We start from the raw sequence: 18,426 nt of genomic DNA, 5'->3' as shown, positions 1-18,426 counted from the left end.
GCTTGTCAGCCGCCGCCGGGGCGCGGACGCTGACGCCATGACCCATCAGGCGCAGCCTGCGGAGGACCGGGAAAGCCGCTTCCGGGAGCTGCCCGTGCCGGTGCGGCTGGAGGACATGGTCGAGAGCGTCGACACCGGCCGGCTGCCCGAGCGCGACCTGGACGCCGAGCGCGACCAGCTGCTCCGCGCCGCCGGGGGCTGAGCCCCCGTCCGTCAGGCCAAGATCAGCCGGGTCCAGGCGTCGGCGAGGACGGCCCCGAACCGCTCGGCCGACCAGCCGCGCTGCCCGACCAGACGCCAGTGAGGTCGGGCCCTTCCGGCAGTGGGTCCGTATCCGATCGCGGACGAGTGGATCCGAGGTCGGGTCGCGACACGTGCAGCAGTAGTGTTTGCCCGTACTTCTGGCTGTCCTGAGCGCCATGAGCGCTGTGCCGCTGGGCGAGGCTCGTGACCGGCTGTCTGAGTACGTGACCGATGTCGAGCGCACCCACGAACGGGTCACCATCACACGACACGGTCGCCCGGCCGCCGTACTCATCTCCGTAGACGACCTCGCCTCCATCGAGGAGACCTTGGAGATGCTCGACACCCCCCGGCGCCGCGAAGGCGGTCCGGGAGGGCAGGCCGACGCCGCAGCCGGTCGGTTCGCCGACAACGACGAGATCAGCGCCCGCTCCGGGTTCCGGTGAGCGAGCTCACGCCGGAGCACGGCACTGAGCCGTATCAGATACAGATCACCGCTCGCGCTGCCCGCGACCTGCTGCGCCTGCCGGAGAAGATCGCAACGGCCTGCGTCGAGTTCCACTTCGGCCCGCTCGTCGAGAACCCCCAACGGGTCGGCAGGCCCCTCCCGGCCACCGGTGGAGCCGACCGGAAACCGGCGGGTTCCTCAGCGCAGGTACCGGACCAGGTACCGCACCGGGTCAGCCTCGTCATGGGCCTCGCCGGTGAGGTCGGTCCAGCTGTAGCGGTCGACGTAGCGCAGTCCGTTCTCGGTGAAGCCGAGCCGCAGGTACAGCCGCGCCGCGCCCGGGTTCTCGTCGCCCACGGCCAGCCCGAGGGTCGGGCAGCCGGCGGACGCGGCTCGCGCCGCGATCGCCTCGATCAGCGCCGATCCGGAGCCGCGGCCGCGCGCGGCCGGGCTGACCTGGAGGTTGGACAGCTCCGGTGCGCCGGGAAAGGCCGTGCGGACGACGTCCTCACGCGCCCGCCAGCGGAGCAGTCCGCTGCCCACCGGACACCCGTCTTCGCCGAACGCGAGAAACAGCACCGCCTCCCCCGCCTCGTGCCGGGCGAACAGCGAACGGTGGACACCCGGCGGTGCACCGAGCGCCTCGTCCAGGCCGGGCAGGTCGGTGGCCGCGGCGGCCCGGACGCCGGTCACCGCAGTCGGCGGGTGTTGTCCGGCAGCCGCTCGGTGACGCCGCGGGCGTCGAGCCACTCGGCCAGCGGGACGGCGACCCGGCGGCTGGTCCCCCACGCCGTCCGGGCCTGGCTGAGGGTGAACGGCTGCGGCACAGACGCCAGCCGGGCCGTCGCCTCTGCCTCGACGCCGGGCGCCAGGTACACGGCGTCGGCGATCCGCACCAGTAGCTCCTCGCGCACCGCGGCGGCCAGCTCACGGGGACCCAGCCCGGCGGCGGCCAGGTCACCGGCCTCCGGAGCGGCGAACGGCGACTCGGCCAGTCGCGCCCGAACGCCGTCCACGGCACGCTGCACCGCCGGCGGCAGTCCGGCGCCGGCGACCACCACCCGCCCGCCGCGCAGCGCCAGTGGCGCCCGGACGACGCCGGCCACCAGCTCGGCGTCGGGCAGGCCGAGCTCCTGGCGCACCCACTCCACCGGCGGCCCCGGCTCCAGCGGCAGCCGGTTCCGGTAGCCCGCCACCAGCGGCAGCACGCGGGCCGCGAGCTCCTCGACCAGCCCCGGCGCCAGCAGCCACGGCCCGGTCGACGTCGCCTCGGGCGGCACTGGCCAGCCCATCGCGACGAAGTCCACCCGCCGCACGACCCGGCGCCGGGCCAGGTCGGCGCGGGCCCCGCCCGCACCCGGCGGCTGTTCGGCGAGCTCGGCGGCGCGGGTGCGGGCCGCCCCCCGCCGGCCCAGCTCCGGCGGGTCGACGTCGCGCACGTCGGCGCCCAGCACGCGGCGCGTGCCGGGGTCGCGCAGCAGCAGCCGGTCGCCCACCCGCAGCGGCAGCGGCTCGGTCAGCCGCAGCCGCAGCGCCGACCCGTCGAGTGGGCGCACCCGCGCGGCGACGGTCGCCGACCCCACGTGGACGACGAGCTCGGCCGGCAGCCGGTCCTCGACCGGCGTGACCAGCGTGACGTCGAGGGCGTCGGTGCGCCGGAAGGCGTCCGGGGTCAGCAGGGCGTCGCCACGGGCGACCTCCTCCACCGCGACGCCGCGCAGGTTCAGCGCGACCCGGGCGGTGGCCGACGCGGTCGGCACCGCCTCGCCGAGGGACTGCAGCCCCCGCACTGTCACCGGCCGCCCGCCGAGCTCCAGCCGGTCACTCACCGCGACGGTGCCGGCGGCGAGCGTGCCGGTGACCACGGTGCCGGCGCCGCGGATGGTGAAGGCGCGGTCGACCCACAGCCGCACGGGCGCGGTGACGTCCGGCGCGGGCAGCCCGGCCAGCACCGACTCCAGCGCCGCCGCGACCTCGGGCACGCCGGCGCCGGTGCGTGCGCTGGCCGCGACGGCCGGCAGTCTGCCCAGCGACGTGCCGGCCAGCCGGTCCAGGGCGTCGGCGAGCGCCGGTGCCGGGTCGGCGGCATCGGCCTTGGTCACGACCAGCAGCCCGTGCCGCACGCCGAGGGCGTCCAGGACGGCGACGTGCTCGGCGGTCTGCGCCGACCAGCCGTCGTCCGCCGCAACCACGATGAGGGCGGCCGGCACCGAGCCGACGCCGGCCAGCATGTTGCCGACGAACTTCTCGTGCCCGGGGACGTCGACGACCGCCAGTCGGCGACCCGAAGGCAGCGTCGTCCAGGCGAACCCCAGGTCGATGGTCAGCCCGCGGCGGCGCTCCTCCTCCCAGCGGTCCGGCTCCATCCCGGTCAGTGCCTTGACCAGCGTGGACTTGCCGTGGTCGACGTGCCCGGCAGTGGCGACGACGTCCATGCCGGCGCCGGTCACGTCCACCGCTGCGCTACCGCGAGCACCGCGTCGGCCAGGGCGTCGTCCTGGGCCGGGAGCAGGCTGCGCAGGTCGAGCAGGGTGCGGTCCCCGGCGAGGTGGCCGACCACCGGCCGCGGTCCGCGGCGCAGCGGCTCGGCAAAGGCGGCAGGCAGCGAGACGGCACAGCTGGGCAGTTCGAACTCCGGGGCTCCTCCCCCGCCGACCCGGGCGGTGGAGGCGACGGCGACCGCGTCCAGCCCGCCGTCGACCAGCCGGGCGGCCAGCGCCCTGGCCCGCTTCCGGAGCATGTCTGGGTCGGCGTCGAGCATCTGGTGAACCGGCGGCTGCGGTCCGCGCAGGGTCGCCTCCAGCGCGGCCAGGGTCGTCTTGTCGACCCGCAGCGCGCGGTACAGCGGAGAGCGGCGCAACCGCTGCACGAGGTCGGCGCGGCCGAGCACCAACCCGGCCTGCGGGCCGCCGAACAGCTTGTCGCCGCTGGCCAGCACCAGGTCCGCGCCGTCGGCCAGAGCGGTCTGCAGGTCCGGCTCGTCGGGCAGCAGCGGGTGCGGGCGGAGCAGCCCGGAGCCGACGTCGGCGACCAGCGGGACGCCGGTGCCGGCGAGCGCGGGTGCCAGCTCGGCGACCTCGACGGCCCGGGTGAAGCCGCGGACGACGAAGTTGGAGGGGTGCACCTTGAGCACCGCGCCGGTGTCCGGGGTCAGCGCCGCGGTGTAGTCGGCCAGCGCGACGCGGTTCGTCGTCCCGACCTCGCGGAGCCGGGCCCCGGTGGCGGTGAGCAGTTCGGGAATGCGGAACCCGTCGCCGATCTCCACCAGCTCCCCGCGCGCGATGACCAGCTCCCGGCCGGCGCAGAAGCAGGTGGCGACCAGCGCGAGGGCGGCCGCGCAGTTGTTGACCACGAGGGCGGCCTCGGCGGCGGGGACGGCGGCCAGCAGCGCCGACAGCGCCGCCTCGCCGCGGGGACCGCGCCGTCCGGTGGCCAGGTCCAGCTCGACGTCGGTGGTGCCGCTGGCGGCGACCACCGCCTCGACCGCCGCGGCCGACAGCGGGGCCCGGCCGAGGTTGGTGTGCACCAGGACGCCGGTGGCGTTGAGCACCGGCTGCAGGCTGCCGGCCGTGCCGGGCAGCGCCGCCAGCACGGCCGCGACGGCGTCCTCGGGGGGCAGGTCACCGCTGCGCACCCGCGTCTGCACGGTCTGCACGGCCGTTTTGACCAGCTCGCGCCCGAGCCGGCCGGCGGCAGCGGCCACCTGCGGTTCGGCGAGCAGCGTGTCGGTGCGCGGCACCCGTCGGCGGGGGTCGGCGCTCGGGTCGGCGGTCATCGTCGCCGAGCGTAGGAGGTCGGTGCCCGGAGCGGCGCAGGGCGGCCCGGGCGGGGATCCGCCGCCCGGGCCGGCCGGCGTCAGCAGGCGTTGCCGGCCGCGCCGGCGAAGCCCGGCTTCGACTGCGACCGTGCGGTCCGTGCGCCGAGCTCCGCTCCACCGCCGGTGACCGACCAGTGCCGGTCGTCGACGGTGACCTCGGCGAGCTCGAAGGTCGTCTTGTACGGGGAGAACGTGACGTGCTCGTTCACCGCGTACAGCGCCTGCGGGGCGCAGATGAACAGCGCCAGCGCCTGGTCGTGCACGTACGCGTCGATCCGCTCGGCCACCGCAACCAGTGCCCCGCCGTCCAGCTGCACCTTCATCTCGTCGAACAGCGCGTCGAAGGCGTCGTCCGGCGGGCCGGCCCGAAAGGCGCCGTCTAGCCCGAAGAACTCCCGGTGCACCGCGGCGGGTGGCGCCTCGGAGGAGAGGTCGAACCAGGCGTGGATCAGCACGTCCCACGGCAGGTCGAGCTTCTTCTCCACCAGCGCCCGGGCACCGCCCGGGGCCTGGTCCGGAGGCACCACGATGACCTCCACCATCAGGTCCAGGGTCGAGCGGATGCTGGCTGCCACCATGTGCGCGATCCCGGCGAACGGCTCGGGCGTGGCGATCCGCAGCGGCCGGCGCGCAGGCCAGGACCCGCGGGAGAACGCCTCGCGGGCTCTCGCCGCGTCCAGCTCGTAAGGGACCGCGCCGGCGGGGAAGCCACTGCACCAGTTCGGGGTCAGCGCCGGGATCACCGACGCATACCCGGCCAGCCCCTGCTCGATGATCGCCTGCCGGTCGATGGCCATGTTCAGCGCGCGGCGGACGCCGAGGTCGTCGAGCGGCGCGTCGCTGTTGCGGTTGAGGATCCCGACGAGGACCCGGTTGGCGTCACAGACGACCAGGCGGGCGTGCGCGGAGTCCTGCACCCGCTGGGCGTCCGCCGGTGACACCTCGGTGACGATGTCGACTTCGCCCTCGGTGTCGCACACCAGCCGCAGCGCCTCGTCCGGCGTCACGTCGTTGCGGAACACGGCCCGCTCGATGCGGGGGCCGCGGGCCGCGCGGTTCCAGTGGTCGGGGTTGGCCTCCAGCACGACCTGCGGATCACGCTGCTCGCTCTCGATGAACCAGGACGCGCGGTAGGGGTCCGCGCTCATGACGACGTTGCGGGTGGTGATCGACGAAGCACCCTGGACCAGGGTGAACGGACCGGTGCCCCACGGGCCCGGCTCGTCGATCACCTACCAGTGGCCCTCTCCCGAGCCGAACTTCTTGTAGCCGAAGCCGGGGGCGTCCTTGCCGTTCCAGAAGGCGGAGGAGGCGACGTGGAAGCCGCGGAACTTGCCGATGGCCAGCCCGTCCGGGCCGGGGAAGTGGAAACGCAGGACGTGGTCGTCGACGACCTCGGCGGTGGACTGCGGTGGGAAGTTCAGCCAGGTGCCCGGCGGGTGGGGAGCCGCCCAGCGCTGCATCTCGTCGAAGTTCTGCTTGATGTTGTGGGCGGTGAAGTGCTCGCCGTCCTGAAAGCGGACCCCGCGGCGCAGCCGGAGCTCCAGGGTCCGGTCGTCGAGCCATTCCGAGGACTCGGCGAGGGAGTAGACGACGCGTCCGGCCTCGTCGATCCGGATGGGCTCTTCCATGGTGTTCCAGGTGATGAAAAGCCAGTTCAGCGGGGACGGGTCGACGACGTGGACGGTGCCGGCGGCCTGCGGAGGTGCGGTCATGCGGGGGCCTCTCGTGCGGCCGGGACAGCGCCGTCCCGGGCGGACCGCACGGCGGACGCCGGCGGCTCGACGCAAGGAGCGCTGCGCAGTTTGTGATCCGGCTCACGCTCCCCGGCGGACGGTAGTGGCCCATTGGGTTGCGCGCAACAGTGCCGGCGGTGGGTACGAGCAAGGCCGGCCGGGAGGTTCCCGGCCGGCCCTGTGGCTGGCGGAGGCGGACGGGAATCGAACCCGCCTGACCGAGCTGCTCGGTCACGTCGGCTTTAGAGGCCGCGGGGGCCACCAGACACCCTGACGCCTCCGGGAGCGAGCTTAGGGCCGGCCCCGGCCCGGTGCTGCACGGGACCGGCCCCAGCGGTCAGATGTTCGGCGCGACGTCCCGGTTGTAGATCGTCTCCAGGGTCGTCTTCAGCCCGTCCAACTCGCTCTGTACGTCGGCCTGGCTGGTCAGGATGTTGGCGCAGGTCTTGGCCATCTCCTGGTCGGCGCCGGGCAGGAAGACGCGGGCCCAGTCCTGCGGGCGGGTCACGTCCAGCTGCTCGATCGCGACTTTCGCCTGCGGGGCGGCGGCGATGATGTCGTCGACCTTGGCCGACTTGCGCACCGGCAGGTAACCGGTGGCCTTGGAGAAGGTGACCGCGTTCTCCGGCGAGGTGAGGAACTTGATGAAGGTGGCCGCGGCGAGCTGGTTCTCCTTGGGGATGTCCTTGGGGATACCCACCCCGGCGCCACCGGTCGGGCAGACGGGAGAAATCTCCTTCGGACCACCGGGCAGGAAACCGGCGCCGACGTCGAACTGGGCGGCCTTGAGGACGGTGACCAGGCTGCCGGTGGAGGCGATCGTCGCGCTGGCCGCCCCGGCGGTCAGGTCGTTGACCGAGTCGTTGCTGGCGACCCCGGCCCAGCCGTTCTTGTAGACCGAGTCCTGCAGGAACTGGATCGCGGCCGCCGACGGCTCGGAGTTGCAGGTGATGTCGAACGAGCCCTTCTTCGACCAGCCGCCACCCCAGCCCCACAGGTTGTTCTGGAAGCTCCAGCCCGCGTAACCGGCCAGCGCCGGGTGCTGGAAGGCGTGCTGGACGCCGGTGCCGGCCGCCTGCAGCTTCGGCGCCCACTCACTGAACTCGTCCCAGGTCTTCGGCGACCGGTCGGGAAGGCCGGCGGCGGCCCAGTGGGCCTTGTTGTAGTAGAAGAGCGGCGTCGAGCGGGCCCACGGGATGGCCCACTGGGAGTCCTCGTACTGGTAGTCGGCCAGCAGCGAGTCGCGGTAGTCGTCGGTCTCGATGCCCACGGCGTCCATCAGCGGGTCCAGCGGGACGATCGAGTCCTGCATGAAGTAGCGGAACCACCACACGTCGGAGAAGACCATCAGGTCCGGCAGTTGGCCGCCGGACTGCGCGGCCTGGAACTTCTGCGCGATCTCCTCGTAGTTGGCGCCCGCGGTGACCAGGCTGACCTTGATGTCGGGCTGGGAGGCGTGGAAGGCGTCGACGATCTGCTGGGAGACCTCCTGCGACGAGCCGGGGTTGCTCGACCACCAGGTGATCTCCGCGGCGGGCTTCACCCCGGAGTAGTCGATGCCGGTGGCCGCGGCCGACGCACGGGCGCCGGGGGCGGTCGAGGGACCGCTGCAGGCGGCGAGGGCGGCAGCGGACAGGCCGAGACCGGCCAGGCCGAGGAAACGGCGGCGGTCCAGGGCGGCGGATGCGAGGGTCCCGGGGCGGAACGGCGGCGTGGCTGACATGGGGTCTCCTGAGGACGGATGGGGCGGAGTGGTGGCTGGGCCGGAAGCGGGAGTCGTCAGTCCTTGACGGCCCCCTGGGTCAGCCCGGAGACGATGTAGCGCTGGAAGGCGGCGAAGACGACCAGCACCGGGACGAGCACCAGCACGGTGCCGGCCATGACGATCCCGTAGGAGTCCGCCCCGCTCTCGCTGTTGGCCAGCAGGGTCAGCCCGACCGGCAGGGTCATCATGTGCGGGTCGGAGACGATGACCAGCGGCCAGAGGTACTCGTTCCACTCGAAGACGATGTTGACCAGCGCGACGGTGGCGATGGCCGGCGTGGAGATCGGCACCACGATCCGGGTGAGCCGGCGCCAGTGGCTCGCGCCGTCGATCTCGGCGGCCTCCAGGATCGACAGCGGCAGGCTGAGGAACTGCTGGCGCAGCAGGAACGTGGCGAACCCGGTGCCCAGGCCCGGCAGGATGATCCCCCAGTAGGTGTCCTGCCCACCGAGGCTGCTGATCAGCACGTAGTTGGGCAGCACGGAAACCTGCGGCGGGACCATCAGCGTGGCCAGCACGAGGATGAAGATGATCCGCTTGCCGGGGAAGCGGACGAAGACCAGCGCGTACGCGGTGAGCACCGCCAGCACGACCTTCAGCCCGGCGCCGACCACGGTGACGATCGCCGAGTTTAGGAACAGCCGCCCGAACGGCACGCTGCGTGCGGCGTCGGTGTAGTTCGTGGGCGCGAAGGAGTCCGGCAGCACGCTGGGGCGCTGGGTGAGCAGCTCCCCCGGGCTCTTGAACGAGGCCAGCGCCATCCACACCAGTGGGAGGACGACGACCGCGGTGGCCAGCAGGATCGGCAGGTAGCCGGTGGTGATCGTGGCGACCAGGTTCCTCCGCGACAGCGGCCCGGACCGGCGGGGCTCCGACGTCTGCTCGGCCGGTCGAGGGTCGGTGGGGTCCAGCAGCGCGGTCACCGGTAGTGCACCCGGCGCTCGAGGACGGTCAGTTGGAAGACCGTCAACAGCACCAGCAGCGCGAAGAGCACCGTGGACACCGTCGCGGAGTAGCCGGCCCGGTTGGAGCCGCCGAAGGCCTGCAGGTATGCGTCGAAGATCAGCGTCGTCGTCCCCCGGCCCAGCGGCGTCATGATGCGGAGCAGGTCGAAGGCCTGCAGCGAGTTGAGCATGGTGGTGACCAGCAGGAAGAAGGTGGTCGGCGACAGCAGCGGCAGCACGATCGAGAAGAAGGTGCGCCGGGAGCTGGCGCCGTCGATCGCGGCGGCCTCGAGCAGGTCCTTGTTGATCGACTGCAGACCGGCGAGGTAGATCACCGCGGCGTAGCCCAGGTTCTTCCAGACGTAGACGATGATCACCATGACCAGGCTGAGCGTCGGGTCGTTGAACCACTGCGGGCTGGAGCTGCCGAAGGCCCGCAGGATCGCACCGAGGACGCCGACCACCGGGTCGAAGATGAACAGCCAGACCAGCCCGACACCCACCCCGGACAGCACGAACGGGGAGAACACCGCGGCCCGGGCGAACCCGCCGCCGCGCACCCGCCGGTTCAGCGCGAGGGCGACCAGCAGCCCCAGGACCATCGACCCGCCGACGGTGGCGACGGTGAACACCAGGGTCGTGGTCAGGATCCGACCGGTGCCCGGGGAGCTGAAGAACTCCTGGTAGTTGCCCAGCCCGATCGGGGTCGCGTAGGGCGAACCGAGGGTCCAGTTCAGCGTCGAGTAGTAGATGTTGGAGAACAGCGGCCGGTAGGTGAAGAACGCGATGAGCAGCAGGTTGGGCGCAGCGAAGGCGAGGAAGACCAGGTAGTCGCGCCGGTTCCGCCGGCTGGGCCGCCGCCGGCGGCGGGTCCGGGCGCGCGGGGCCGGCGGGGAGCCGGGCGCAGCGCCGGGGACCTCCATCGGCGGCGCCGCTACCGACGCCATGACGTCTCCAGACCCATCCGGGACCGCCCCCCTGCCCGCGCCGGGGACGTCCCGGCCGACCGTGGAGCAGCGTGCCGGGCGGCCGGGGCCGCAGGACCGCCGTCAGGTGTCCATGGGTCGAACTTCCGACGACGACCCGGTGCGGGGTCGACGAGAGGGCCGCGGCCGTCCCGCACCCCGTTGCGCGTACTCACGGGCAGAAGATAACGGCACGGGACGCGATCCCGGACACAGATCGGCAACGCGAGATGCAGTTGTGTCCAGCGCCGTCCCGAACCGGGGATGCGGCGACCGTCGTCCGGACGACCTACCGTGCTGTCATGACCGCGCTCGCCTCCCCCGTCCGGTTGACCCAGTACGCCCACGGCGGCGGCTGTGCCTGCAAGATCCCGCCCGGCGAGCTGGAAGCCGTGGTCGCCGGGCTCGCCGGCACAGAGCCGACCGACCCGGCCGCCGAACTGGTCGTCGGCCTGGACGACGGGGACGACGCCGCGGTGGTCCGGATCGCCGGCGGCCAGGGGCTGGTGCTGACCACCGACTTCTTCACCCCGGTGGTCGACGACGCCTACACCTTCGGCCGGATCGCCGCGGCCAACGCGCTCTCCGACGTCTACGCCATGGGCGGCACCCCGGTCGTTGCGGTGAACCTGCTGGGCTGGCCGCGTGACGTGCTGCCCGCCGAGCTCGCCGCCGAGGTCCTGCGCGGCGGGCTGGAGGTCGCCCACGAGGCCGGCTGCCACGTCGGCGGCGGGCACTCCATCGACGACCCGGAGCCCAAGTACGGTATGGCCGTCACCGGCCTGGTCGACCTGGACCGGCTGATCCGCAACGACGCGGCGGTGGCCGGGACGGCGCTGTCGCTGACCAAGCCGCTCGGCGTCGGCGTGCTCAACAGCCGGCACAAGAACACCGGCGAGGTGTCGGCGGAGGCGGTCGCCTCGATGACCGCGCTCAACGCCGAGGCCGGCCGGGCCGCCGTGGCCGCGGGCATCCGCGCCGGCACCGACGTCACCGGGTTCGGGTTGCTCGGGCACCTGCACAAGATGGCCCGGGCCAGCGGGGTGACCGCCGTCGTCGACGCAGCCGCCGTCCCGTACCTGACCGGGGCCCGGCAGGCGCTGGCCGACGGCTGGGTCTCCGGCGGGACCCGGCGCAACCTGGACTGGGTCCGGCCGCACACGGACCTGTCGGCGGTCGGCGAGGACGAGGCACTGCTGCTGGCCGACGCACAGACCTCCGGCGGGCTGCTGCTGGGCGGCGAGGTCCCCGGCGCTCCGGTGATCGGCGAGTTCATCGCGCAGACGGAGTTCACGGTCATCGTCCGCTGACAGCCGCGGGAGCATCGCCGGGAGCGCCAGCGACCGAGGAGCGGAGTTACGGCGGTACCCGCTTTCGGCGCCGAAGCGGGTACCGCGGGCGTCAGCGGTGCCGGAAGACCGGGGTCCGCTTCTCCACGAACGCGGCCATGCCCTCCTTTTGGTCGGCCGTCGCGAACGTCGCGTGGAAGAGGCGACGCTCGAAACGAACGCCCTCCGCGAGGGTCGTCTCGAAGGCGCGGTTGACGCTCTCCTTGACCATCATGGCGACCGGCAGGGACATGCCGGCGATCACCGCGGCCAACTCCAGCGCCTCGCGCACGAGGTCGTCGGCGGGGACGATCCGGGAGACGAGCCCGGCCCGTTCGGCCTCCTCCGCGCCCATGGTCCGGCCGGTCAGGCACAGCTCCATGGCCTTGGCCTTACCGATGGCCCGGGTGAGCCGCTGCGAGCCGCCGATGCCGGGGATGACGCCGAGCTTGATCTCCGGCTGGCCGAACGTCGCCGTGTCGGCGGCCAGCAGGATGTCGCAGAGCATCGCCAGCTCGCAGCCGCCACCCAGGGCGTAGCCACCCACCGCGGCCACCAGTGGCGTCCGGACCTGGCTCAGCCGGTCCCACTCGGAGAACCAGTCCGCCGCGTAGACGTCGGAGAACTCCTTGGGCTGCATCTCCTTGATGTCGGCGCCGGCCGCGAACGCCTTCGCCGAGCCGGTGAGAACGATCGCGCCGACGCCGGGGTCGCGGTCCAGCTCGGCGACGGCGTCGGTCAGCTCGTGCATCAGCTGGGTGTTCAGCGCGTTCAGCGCCTTCGGCCGGTTCAGCCGGACCAGGGCGACCCGGTCGTGCCGCTCGAGTGAGATCGTGGTGGGCTCGTTCATGCGTCGGCCGCCCCGGCGCCGGAGTTCCCGCGGATCCGGTTGATCACCGTGGAGAAGTCCTGTCCGGCCAGCTCCCCGTCGGCGAGCTGCCGGTAGATGTCGGCGGCCGCCAGGCCGAGGGTGGCCTGCACGCCGTTGCTGGTCACCGCGTCGGCGGCCAGCCCCAGGTCCTTGGCCATCAGGGCCGCGGCGAACCCGGCCTGGTAGTCGCGGTTGGCCGGGCTGGCCGGGACCGGACCGGGCACCGGGCAATTCGTGGTGAGCGCCCAGCACTGGCCGGTCGCGGTCGAGGAGACGTCGAACAGCGCCTGGTTCGACAGGCCCAGCGCCTCGCCGAGGACGAAGGCCTCGCTCACGGCGATCATCGAGATGCCGAGGATCATGTTGTTGCACAACTTGGCGGCCTGGCCGGCGCCGGGACCACCGCAGTGCACGGTCTTGCGGCCCATGACCGTGAGCAGCGGCTCGGCCGCCTCGATGTCCTCCTCGGACCCGCCGACCATGAAGGTCAACGTGCCGGCGCTGGCACCCGCGACACCCCCGGAGACGGGGGCGTCGATGGCCCGGTGGCCGGCGGCCTGCGCGGCCGCGGCGGCGGTCCGGGCGTCGGCGACGTCGATGGTCGAGCAGTCGATGAACAGCGTTCCGGCCGGAGCGGCGGCCAGCAGTCCGTCCTCGCCCTGGTAGGCCCCCAGCACGTGGCGTCCGGCCGGCAGCATGGTGATGACGTACTCGGCCGAGGCCACCGCCTCGGCTGCGGACCCGGCGATGGGAACGCCCGCCGCGCGGGCGGCGTCGTTGGCCTCCGGCGAAAGGTCGAACCCGGTCACTGCGTGACCCGCGGCGACCAGGTTGGCCGCCATCGGACCGCCCATGTTCCCCAGACCGATGAAGCCGACGGCGCGCGGTGTCTCTGTCACGGGTGGTTCCTCCTGGTGGTCGGCGTCAGCGTGAGTTCCTCGTCGCCGAGCGGCGCGAAGTACGTGTCGACGGCGTCGTCGGACACCTCGGTCAGGCGCGCCGGCTCCCAGTGGGGGGTGCGGTCCTTGTCGACGACCTGGGCTCGGATGCCCTCGGGGAAGTCGTGCCCGCGGAGGCATCGACAGGAGATGCGGTACTCACGGACCAGGGTGTCCCCGAGGGACGCGTCGCCCCGGGCCGCACGCAGCGCCCGGAGGGTCACCTTCAGCGAGGTCGGCGACCAGGCACGCAATCGTCCGGCAGCCGCGGACGGCGCCTCCTCCCCGCGGCTGTCGAGCCGCTGGAGGACGGTCTCCACGTGGTCGGCCGCGTAGCACTCGTCGATCCACGACCGGTGGCCGGCGAGCCCGCTCGCCGGCGGCGCCGTCGCGAGGTCCCGGAGGGCCTGGTCCGGCCCGACGTCGCGGATCGCGGCGACCAGTTCGTCGCGGCGGGCCTGGGGGACGAAGGCGTCGGCGAAGCCGCAGTGGATGGCGTCACCGGCGTCCATGCGGTCGGTCGTGAGGGCCAGGTGGGTGCCCAGCTCCCCGGGTGCCCGGGCGAGCAGCCAGGTGCCGCCGACGTCGGGGACGAAGCCGATCCCGACCTCGGGCATGCCCACCACGGAGTCCTCGCGCACGACCCGGTGGCTGGCGTGCCCGGCCAGCCCCACTCCCCCACCCATCACGATGCCGTCCATCAAGGCGACCACGGGCTTGCCGTAGCGGGCGACGTGGGCGTTCATCCGGTACTCGTCGGCCCAGTACCGGGCCGATGCGTCGCCGCCGGCGCGGGCGTCGTCGTAGATGGCGCGGATGTCACCCCCGGCGCACAGCCCGCGCTCGCCGGCACCGTCGACCAGCACCGCGGTGACCGCGTCATCGTGCTCCCACTCGTCCAGCGCCGCCTGGACCACGCGCACCATGTCGTGCGAGAGCGCGTTGATCGCCCGGGGCCGGTTGAGCGTGAGGTGACCGATGCCGCCCTCGACCTGGACCAGGACGTGGCTGTCCTCCGTCGGGGCGCTCATGCCTGTCCCACCAGCTCGCGGCCGATGATGACACGCATGATCTCGTTCGTGCCCTCCAGGATCTGGTGCACCCGGAGGTCTCGGACGATCTTCTCGATGCCGTACTCGGCGAGGTATCCGTAGCCGCCGTGCAGCTGCAGGGCCCGGTTGGCCACGTCGAAGCCGACGTCGGTGACGAAGCGCTTGGCCATGGCACACAACCGGACGGCGTCCGACTCCCCCGCGTCCAGCGCCGAGGCGGCCCGCCACAGGAGCGTGCGGGCGGCCTCCAGCTCGGTCGCCATGTCGGCGACCTGGAACTGCAGGGCCTGGAACGCGGTGAGGGGCGAGCCGAACGCGCGCCGGTCCCGCATGTAGGTCAGGGTCTGCTGCAGCGCCGCACCCGCCCCGCCCAGCGAGCTCGCCGCGATGTTGAGCCGGCCGCCGTTGAGCCCGGACATCGCGATCCGGAAGCCCTCTCCCTCTTCGCCGAGCCGGGACGAGGCGGGCACGCGCACCCCCTCCAGCACGACCTGGCGGGTGGGCTGGGCGTTCCAGCCCATCTTGACCTCGTTCGGGCCGAAGGAGACCCCCGGCTGGTCGCGCTCGACGAGGAAGGCGCTGATCCCCCGGTGCCCGTCGTCACTGGTCCGGGCCAGCACGATGTACAGCCCCGCCGCGCCGGCACCTGAGATGAACTGCTTGACGCCGGTGAGCACGTACTCCTCGCCGTCCCGCTCGGCGCGCGTGCGCAGTGCCGCAGCGTCCGAGCCCGCCCCGGGCTCGGTCAGGCAGTAGCTGCCCAGCGTGGTCATCGAGCAGAGGTCGGGCAGCCAGCGCAGGCGCTGGTCGTCGCTGCCGTAGCGGTCGACCATCCAGGCGACCATGTTGTGGATCGACACATAGCTGGCGATCGACGGGCAGCCGGTGGCCAGCGCCTCGATGATCAGGACGGCGTCCATCCGGGACAGCCCCGTCCCGCCGACGTCCTCGCGTACGTAGATGCCGCCCATGCCCAGCTCCCCCGCCTGCTGGAGAACGTCGACCGGGAAGTGCTTGGCGCGGTCCCACTCGATCGCGTGCGGAGCGAGGTTCTCCGCCGCGAACTCGCGGGCCAGGGCAGCGAGATCCCGCTGGTCCTCGGTGAGGGCGAACACTCAGACCACCGCCGGTGCGGCGGGGCCGGTGGTCGTGAACTGGGGCGCGGTCGGACGCCGTCGAGGGGACACGGGGCAGCCTTTCGGGTCAGGGCAGTCGGCGACGGCGCGGCCGCAGCCGCGGCGCATGGCCGAGCCGGCCAGCGACGAGGGACGGGGAGTCGGGCGACATGGGACCTCCTGCAGGCGTGCGGGCGCACGTCGCGTTCCGGGCGAGGCTGCCCGCCGGCCCGAGGACCGGCGGCGCAGGCTGTGGCGGCTGCCACCATCCTCCCGGTGCAGGTGCATGCAGTCGATGGGCAGGCGCGCACTGGCAGTCTGCAAGGATGTGCACCTCGACACGGCGAGGAGGGCACCCTGGTCGACCCGCATGACCTGCTGGTACTACTCGCCGTGGCCCGGGCGCGCACCTACACCGCTGCCGCGACGATGCTGGGCGTCAACCACACCACGGTCGCCCGCCGGGTGGGTTCCCTGGAACGCGCACTCGGCGTTCGCCTGGTCGTCTCGGCCGTGGGCGGCTGGGAGCTGACGTCCGCCGGGCGGGAGGCGCTGGCGGCCGCCGAGGCTCTCGAGTCGGCGCTGTCCCTGCTGCCGGGTTCGGACGGCCGGGCTGCTGACGACGACCTGCACGGCCTGGTCCGGGTCTCCTGCACGGAGGTGTTCGGGGTGCTCGTCGTGGCGCCCGCCCTGGCCCAGCTGCACGTCGACCACCCGCTGGTCAGCTTCGAGCTGACCTCGGTCACCCGGCCGACGCCGGCGTACGGCCCGGCGGCCGACCTGGACATCGGGGTGACCCGCCCAGCCTCCCGCCGGCTGGCGGTGAGCAAGCTCGCCGACTATGAGCTCGGCCTGTTCGCGACAGCGGAGCACCTGGACCGGCTCGGGCACCCCCGCCACCTCGCCGAGCTGGCGGCGCACCGACCGGTCTACTACGTGGAGTCCATGCTCCAAGTGGTCGAGCTGGACCTGCTGGACCGACTGTTCCCGCAGCGTGCCGAGGTCCTGGGCGCCACGAGCGTGCTGGCGCAGCTGGAGATGACGCGTTCCGGTGCAGGCATCGGCCTGCTCCCCGCCTACCTCGCCGCACGCTCGCCCGACCTCGTCCGGGTGCTCCCCGACGAGGCGACGGTCGTGCTCACCTACTGGATGAGCGGCCGCCCGGAGAACCTCCGTCGTCCGGAGGTCCGCGCTGCGGCAGCCGCCATCCAGGCGCGGGTGCCCACGGTGATCCCCGCCCCGCTGCAACGCACAGCGGACTGACCGCCTCGGCGGCGGCGTCGTCATCTGCGATGCGACCACCGGCTGCAACCCCGGCGCCGAGCTGAACCGGGTCTTCCTCACCCAGTTGTCGGTCATCGGTTCCACGATGGGCACCCGGGACGAGCTGGACTCCCTCATCCAGATGTGCCGGGTCACCGGCGTCCGCGCCGAGATCGACGTCGAGCTGCCGCTGGACCGGGCCCGCGAGAGGTTCGAGCGGATGCTCGAGGGCCGCACCGCAGGGAAGATCGTCTTCACCCTCTGACCCGGCGCCCGCCCCGCAGCAGCACCAGGGCGGCAACCGCGGCCAGCGCCGCCGCGACCGCCGCTCCGCCGAACACCGTGTGGAGCTGGGTGAGCACGGCGGCGTTGGTGGCCGCGTCGTAGGGCGGGCAGTTCGCCGGAGTCTGCGGGCACTGCTGGAAGGGCGAGGCGATGACGGCCACCTCCGCGGTGAATCGGCGGAGGGCGACGGCGGTCAGCAGCGAGAGCCCGACCAGCATCCCGACCGTGCGCGCCACGACGGCCAGCGCACCGGCGCTGCCGTGCACCCGGGGTGGGGTGACGGCCAGCAGGACGGCGTTGACCGGGGCGATCGTCAGTCCGAACCCGAGCCCGGCCGCCAGCAGGACGACGGTGGACGCCGCACCCTCCAGGGACCGCTCGCCCCAGCCGGTCATGACGACGAACGCTCCCGCACTGAGCGCCATCCCGGCCGCCGCGACGAACCGGGGTGCCACCCTGCGGCTCAGCCAGCCCCCGGCCACCGCCCCGACCGGGACGGCGACGAGCAGCTGCAGCAACACCAGGGCGGCACCGAGCTGGTCCCCCTGCGCGGTGGTGGACCGGGCGAACAACGGCACATCGACCAGTGCCGCCCCCACCAGCGCCGCCCCCACCAGCACATTCACCACCAGGGCACCCCAGGCGCCGACCGGCCGCAGCACGGCCAGCGGCAGCACCGGGTCGGGCGCCCGCCGCTCGTGCAGCACGAACGCTCCCGCGGCCAGCACCGCGACCGGCAGCAGCACGGGCCCGTGCGCCACCACCTGGGTCGCTGGGTCGGCTGCGGCGAAGGCCCACACCACGGCACCCAGGGCGACAATTACCAGCCCGGAGCCCAGGACGTCGACGTCGGCGACCAGCGAGCGCAGACCGCGCAGCGGCAGCACCGCGCCGGCCGGAACCGTCCAGCTGCGGACGACGAGCGCCAGCCCGGCCAGCGCGGCCACCAACACCAGCGGGCTGGCCCCCTCGGCTACGGGCACGTAGAGCAGGCCCAGCGTGACGTCCTCGGCCAGCGCCGCGGGGGCCGCCAGCTGCAGCGCGACCGCGACACCGGCCAGGGCGGCCAGGACGGTCCCCAGCGGGTCGAGCCGGCGGACGCGGCCGGTGGCGACGATGCCGATGGCCAGCCCGAGGGCCAGGAGCAGGTTGAGCCAGAAGATGGCGCGCCAGTCGGCCACGGCGAGGACCGCGGCCCCGGCCAGCGGGCCGAGCACCGCGCCGGCCTCCTGCACGGCTCCCACCACGCCCAGCGGGAGCGCCCGGCGCTCTGGCGGCCATCGGTCGGCGACCAGCGCGAGGGTGGCCGGCACCAGGCCACCGGCCCCGACGCCCTGCAGCCCGCGTCCGGCCACTGCCTGACCGAGGCCCAGGGCGGTGGCGGTCAGCAGCGAGCCGGCCGCGAAGAGGAGCAGGCACCCGACCAGGACGGGGACCCGGCCGCGCAGGTCGGCCAGCCCGCCCAGCAGCGGCAGCGTGGCGGTGTAGCCCAGCAGGAAGCCGCCGACGATGGGAGTGGCCCGCTGGAGTTCGTCGATCCCGACCCCGATGCCCACCAGGACGTCGGGCAACGCCAGGACGACGACGTAGGTGTCGGCCGCGGTAACCAGGACCGCGAGCGCTGCGAGGACGACCAGCCCCAGCCCGGGCAAGGGC

General features: G+C 73.4%; 18 protein-coding genes and 1 tRNA gene. 5 read left to right on the top strand and 14 right to left on the bottom strand.

What is annotated here, in order from left to right; translation table 11 throughout:
* The first annotated feature begins 37 nt into the window (after positions 1-37).
* The gene (locus BLW04_RS26670; RefSeq protein WP_175484011.1) at positions 38-202 is read left to right on the top strand and encodes a hypothetical protein; all 165 of its coding nucleotides are present in this window, start codon (positions 38-40) and stop codon (positions 200-202) included.
* A 217-nt stretch (positions 203-419) separates the two neighbouring features.
* Positions 420-689 carry a type II toxin-antitoxin system Phd/YefM family antitoxin gene (locus BLW04_RS11140; RefSeq protein ID WP_091540303.1) on the top strand — a complete coding sequence of 90 codons (270 nt, stop codon included), beginning with the start codon at positions 420-422 and terminating at the stop codon, positions 687-689.
* Positions 690-889: 200 nt separating this feature from the next.
* On the opposite strand, the gene BLW04_RS11130 is transcribed toward BLW04_RS11140, so the two are convergent.
* The 9 genes from BLW04_RS11130 to BLW04_RS11095 form a co-directional block, all read right to left on the bottom strand.
* On the bottom strand, positions 890-1,384 hold the full coding sequence (locus tag BLW04_RS11130) for a GNAT family N-acetyltransferase (protein ID WP_175484010.1): 495 nt from the start codon (positions 1,382-1,384) through the stop codon (positions 890-892).
* The gene (selB, locus tag BLW04_RS11125) at positions 1,381-3,147 is read right to left on the bottom strand and encodes a selenocysteine-specific translation elongation factor (RefSeq protein WP_254781335.1); all 1,767 of its coding nucleotides are present in this window, start codon (positions 3,145-3,147) and stop codon (positions 1,381-1,383) included. The genes BLW04_RS11130 and selB overlap by 4 nt, the downstream gene beginning before the upstream one ends.
* Positions 3,138-4,466, bottom strand: a complete 1,329-nt coding sequence (gene selA / locus BLW04_RS11120) for an L-seryl-tRNA(Sec) selenium transferase (protein WP_091540296.1) — start codon at positions 4,464-4,466, stop codon at positions 3,138-3,140. The genes selB and selA overlap by 10 nt, the downstream gene beginning before the upstream one ends.
* An 80-nt stretch (positions 4,467-4,546) precedes the next feature.
* The gene (locus BLW04_RS11115; protein WP_091540292.1) at positions 4,547-5,740 is read right to left on the bottom strand and encodes an ABC transporter substrate-binding protein; all 1,194 of its coding nucleotides are present in this window, start codon (positions 5,738-5,740) and stop codon (positions 4,547-4,549) included.
* The gene (locus tag BLW04_RS11110) at positions 5,741-6,223 is read right to left on the bottom strand and encodes an ABC transporter substrate-binding protein (RefSeq protein ID WP_091540289.1); all 483 of its coding nucleotides are present in this window, start codon (positions 6,221-6,223) and stop codon (positions 5,741-5,743) included.
* 206 nt (positions 6,224-6,429) lie between these two features.
* Positions 6,430-6,525: transfer RNA gene (locus BLW04_RS26665), tRNA-OTHER, on the bottom strand.
* Between the two features lie 56 nt (positions 6,526-6,581).
* Entirely contained in the window at positions 6,582-7,967 is a 1,386-nt protein-coding gene (locus BLW04_RS11105) for an ABC transporter substrate-binding protein (protein WP_091540284.1), read from the bottom strand.
* Positions 7,968-8,023: 56 nt separating this feature from the next.
* Positions 8,024-8,932: a carbohydrate ABC transporter permease gene (locus tag BLW04_RS11100; RefSeq protein ID WP_091540283.1), complete on the bottom strand. Its 909-nt coding sequence runs from the start codon at positions 8,930-8,932 to the stop codon at positions 8,024-8,026.
* Complete coding sequence (locus BLW04_RS11095) at positions 8,929-9,900, bottom strand: carbohydrate ABC transporter permease (protein WP_091540280.1); 972 nt, start codon at positions 9,898-9,900, stop codon at positions 8,929-8,931. The genes BLW04_RS11100 and BLW04_RS11095 overlap by 4 nt, the downstream gene beginning before the upstream one ends.
* A 320-nt stretch (positions 9,901-10,220) precedes the next feature.
* On the opposite strand from BLW04_RS11095, the gene selD reads away from it, so the two are divergent.
* Positions 10,221-11,228: a selenide, water dikinase SelD gene (selD, locus tag BLW04_RS11090; RefSeq protein WP_091540277.1), complete on the top strand. Its 1,008-nt coding sequence runs from the start codon at positions 10,221-10,223 to the stop codon at positions 11,226-11,228.
* A gap of 91 nt (positions 11,229-11,319) precedes the next feature.
* On the opposite strand, the gene BLW04_RS11085 is transcribed toward selD, so the two are convergent.
* Genes BLW04_RS11085 through BLW04_RS11070 form a run of 4 tightly spaced genes read right to left on the bottom strand, consistent with a single transcriptional unit; the run spans position 11,320 to position 15,222 of the window.
* Entirely contained in the window at positions 11,320-12,096 is a 777-nt protein-coding gene (locus BLW04_RS11085; RefSeq protein ID WP_091540273.1) for an enoyl-CoA hydratase, read from the bottom strand.
* On the bottom strand, positions 12,093-13,016 hold the full coding sequence (mmsB, locus tag BLW04_RS11080) for a 3-hydroxyisobutyrate dehydrogenase (RefSeq protein WP_217630986.1): 924 nt from the start codon (positions 13,014-13,016) through the stop codon (positions 12,093-12,095). Before mmsB ends, BLW04_RS11085 begins: the two co-directional genes overlap by 4 nt.
* Positions 13,013-14,086, bottom strand: coding sequence for an enoyl-CoA hydratase/isomerase family protein (locus BLW04_RS11075; protein ID WP_091540270.1), 1,074 nt, complete (start codon positions 14,084-14,086; stop codon positions 13,013-13,015). Before BLW04_RS11075 ends, mmsB begins: the two co-directional genes overlap by 4 nt.
* Positions 14,083-15,222 (bottom strand): acyl-CoA dehydrogenase family protein, encoded by a 1,140-nt coding sequence (locus BLW04_RS11070; protein WP_091540266.1) that lies wholly within the window; start codon positions 15,220-15,222, stop codon positions 14,083-14,085. Before BLW04_RS11070 ends, BLW04_RS11075 begins: the two co-directional genes overlap by 4 nt.
* 276 nt (positions 15,223-15,498) lie before the next feature.
* Between BLW04_RS11070 and BLW04_RS25870 the strand changes: the two genes are divergently transcribed.
* The gene (locus tag BLW04_RS25870; protein WP_175484009.1) at positions 15,499-16,485 is read left to right on the top strand and encodes a LysR family transcriptional regulator; all 987 of its coding nucleotides are present in this window, start codon (positions 15,499-15,501) and stop codon (positions 16,483-16,485) included.
* An 85-nt stretch (positions 16,486-16,570) separates the two neighbouring features.
* Complete coding sequence (locus tag BLW04_RS28350) at positions 16,571-16,750, top strand: hypothetical protein (protein ID WP_254781332.1); 180 nt, start codon at positions 16,571-16,573, stop codon at positions 16,748-16,750.
* Here BLW04_RS28350 and BLW04_RS11055 read toward each other — a convergent pair.
* On the bottom strand, positions 16,740-18,422 hold the full coding sequence (locus BLW04_RS11055) for an MFS transporter (protein ID WP_254781330.1): 1,683 nt from the start codon (positions 18,420-18,422) through the stop codon (positions 16,740-16,742). The two genes, BLW04_RS28350 and BLW04_RS11055, sit on opposite strands and share 11 nt — an antisense overlap.
* Between the last annotated feature and the right edge of the window lie 4 nt (positions 18,423-18,426).

Source organism: Modestobacter sp. DSM 44400 (assembly GCF_900107175.1).
Classification (GTDB): domain Bacteria; phylum Actinomycetota; class Actinomycetes; order Mycobacteriales; family Geodermatophilaceae; genus Modestobacter.
Note: the sequence above shows the minus strand (reverse complement) of the source record. Positions and strands in the feature narration are given on the sequence as shown.

Bases quoted from the DNA above. Each gene is read 5' to 3' on its own strand.
- BLW04_RS11075 (WP_091540270.1), bottom strand. From the start codon at position 14,086: ATGAGCGCCCCGACGGAGGACAGCCACGTCCTGGTCCAGGTCGAGGGC.
- BLW04_RS26670 (WP_175484011.1), top strand. From the start codon at position 38: ATGACCCATCAGGCGCAGCCTGCGGAGGACCGGGAAAGCCGCTTCCGG.
- BLW04_RS11110 (WP_091540289.1), bottom strand. From the start codon at position 6,223: ATGACCGCACCTCCGCAGGCCGCCGGCACCGTCCACGTCGTCGACCCG.
- BLW04_RS11140 (WP_091540303.1), top strand. From the start codon at position 420: ATGAGCGCTGTGCCGCTGGGCGAGGCTCGTGACCGGCTGTCTGAGTAC.
- selA (WP_091540296.1), bottom strand. From the start codon at position 4,466: ATGACCGCCGACCCGAGCGCCGACCCCCGCCGACGGGTGCCGCGCACC.
- BLW04_RS11085 (WP_091540273.1), bottom strand. From the start codon at position 12,096: ATGAACGAGCCCACCACGATCTCACTCGAGCGGCACGACCGGGTCGCC.
- BLW04_RS11095 (WP_091540280.1), bottom strand. From the start codon at position 9,900: ATGGCGTCGGTAGCGGCGCCGCCGATGGAGGTCCCCGGCGCTGCGCCC.
- selD (WP_091540277.1), top strand. From the start codon at position 10,221: ATGACCGCGCTCGCCTCCCCCGTCCGGTTGACCCAGTACGCCCACGGC.
- BLW04_RS11105 (WP_091540284.1), bottom strand. From the start codon at position 7,967: ATGTCAGCCACGCCGCCGTTCCGCCCCGGGACCCTCGCATCCGCCGCC.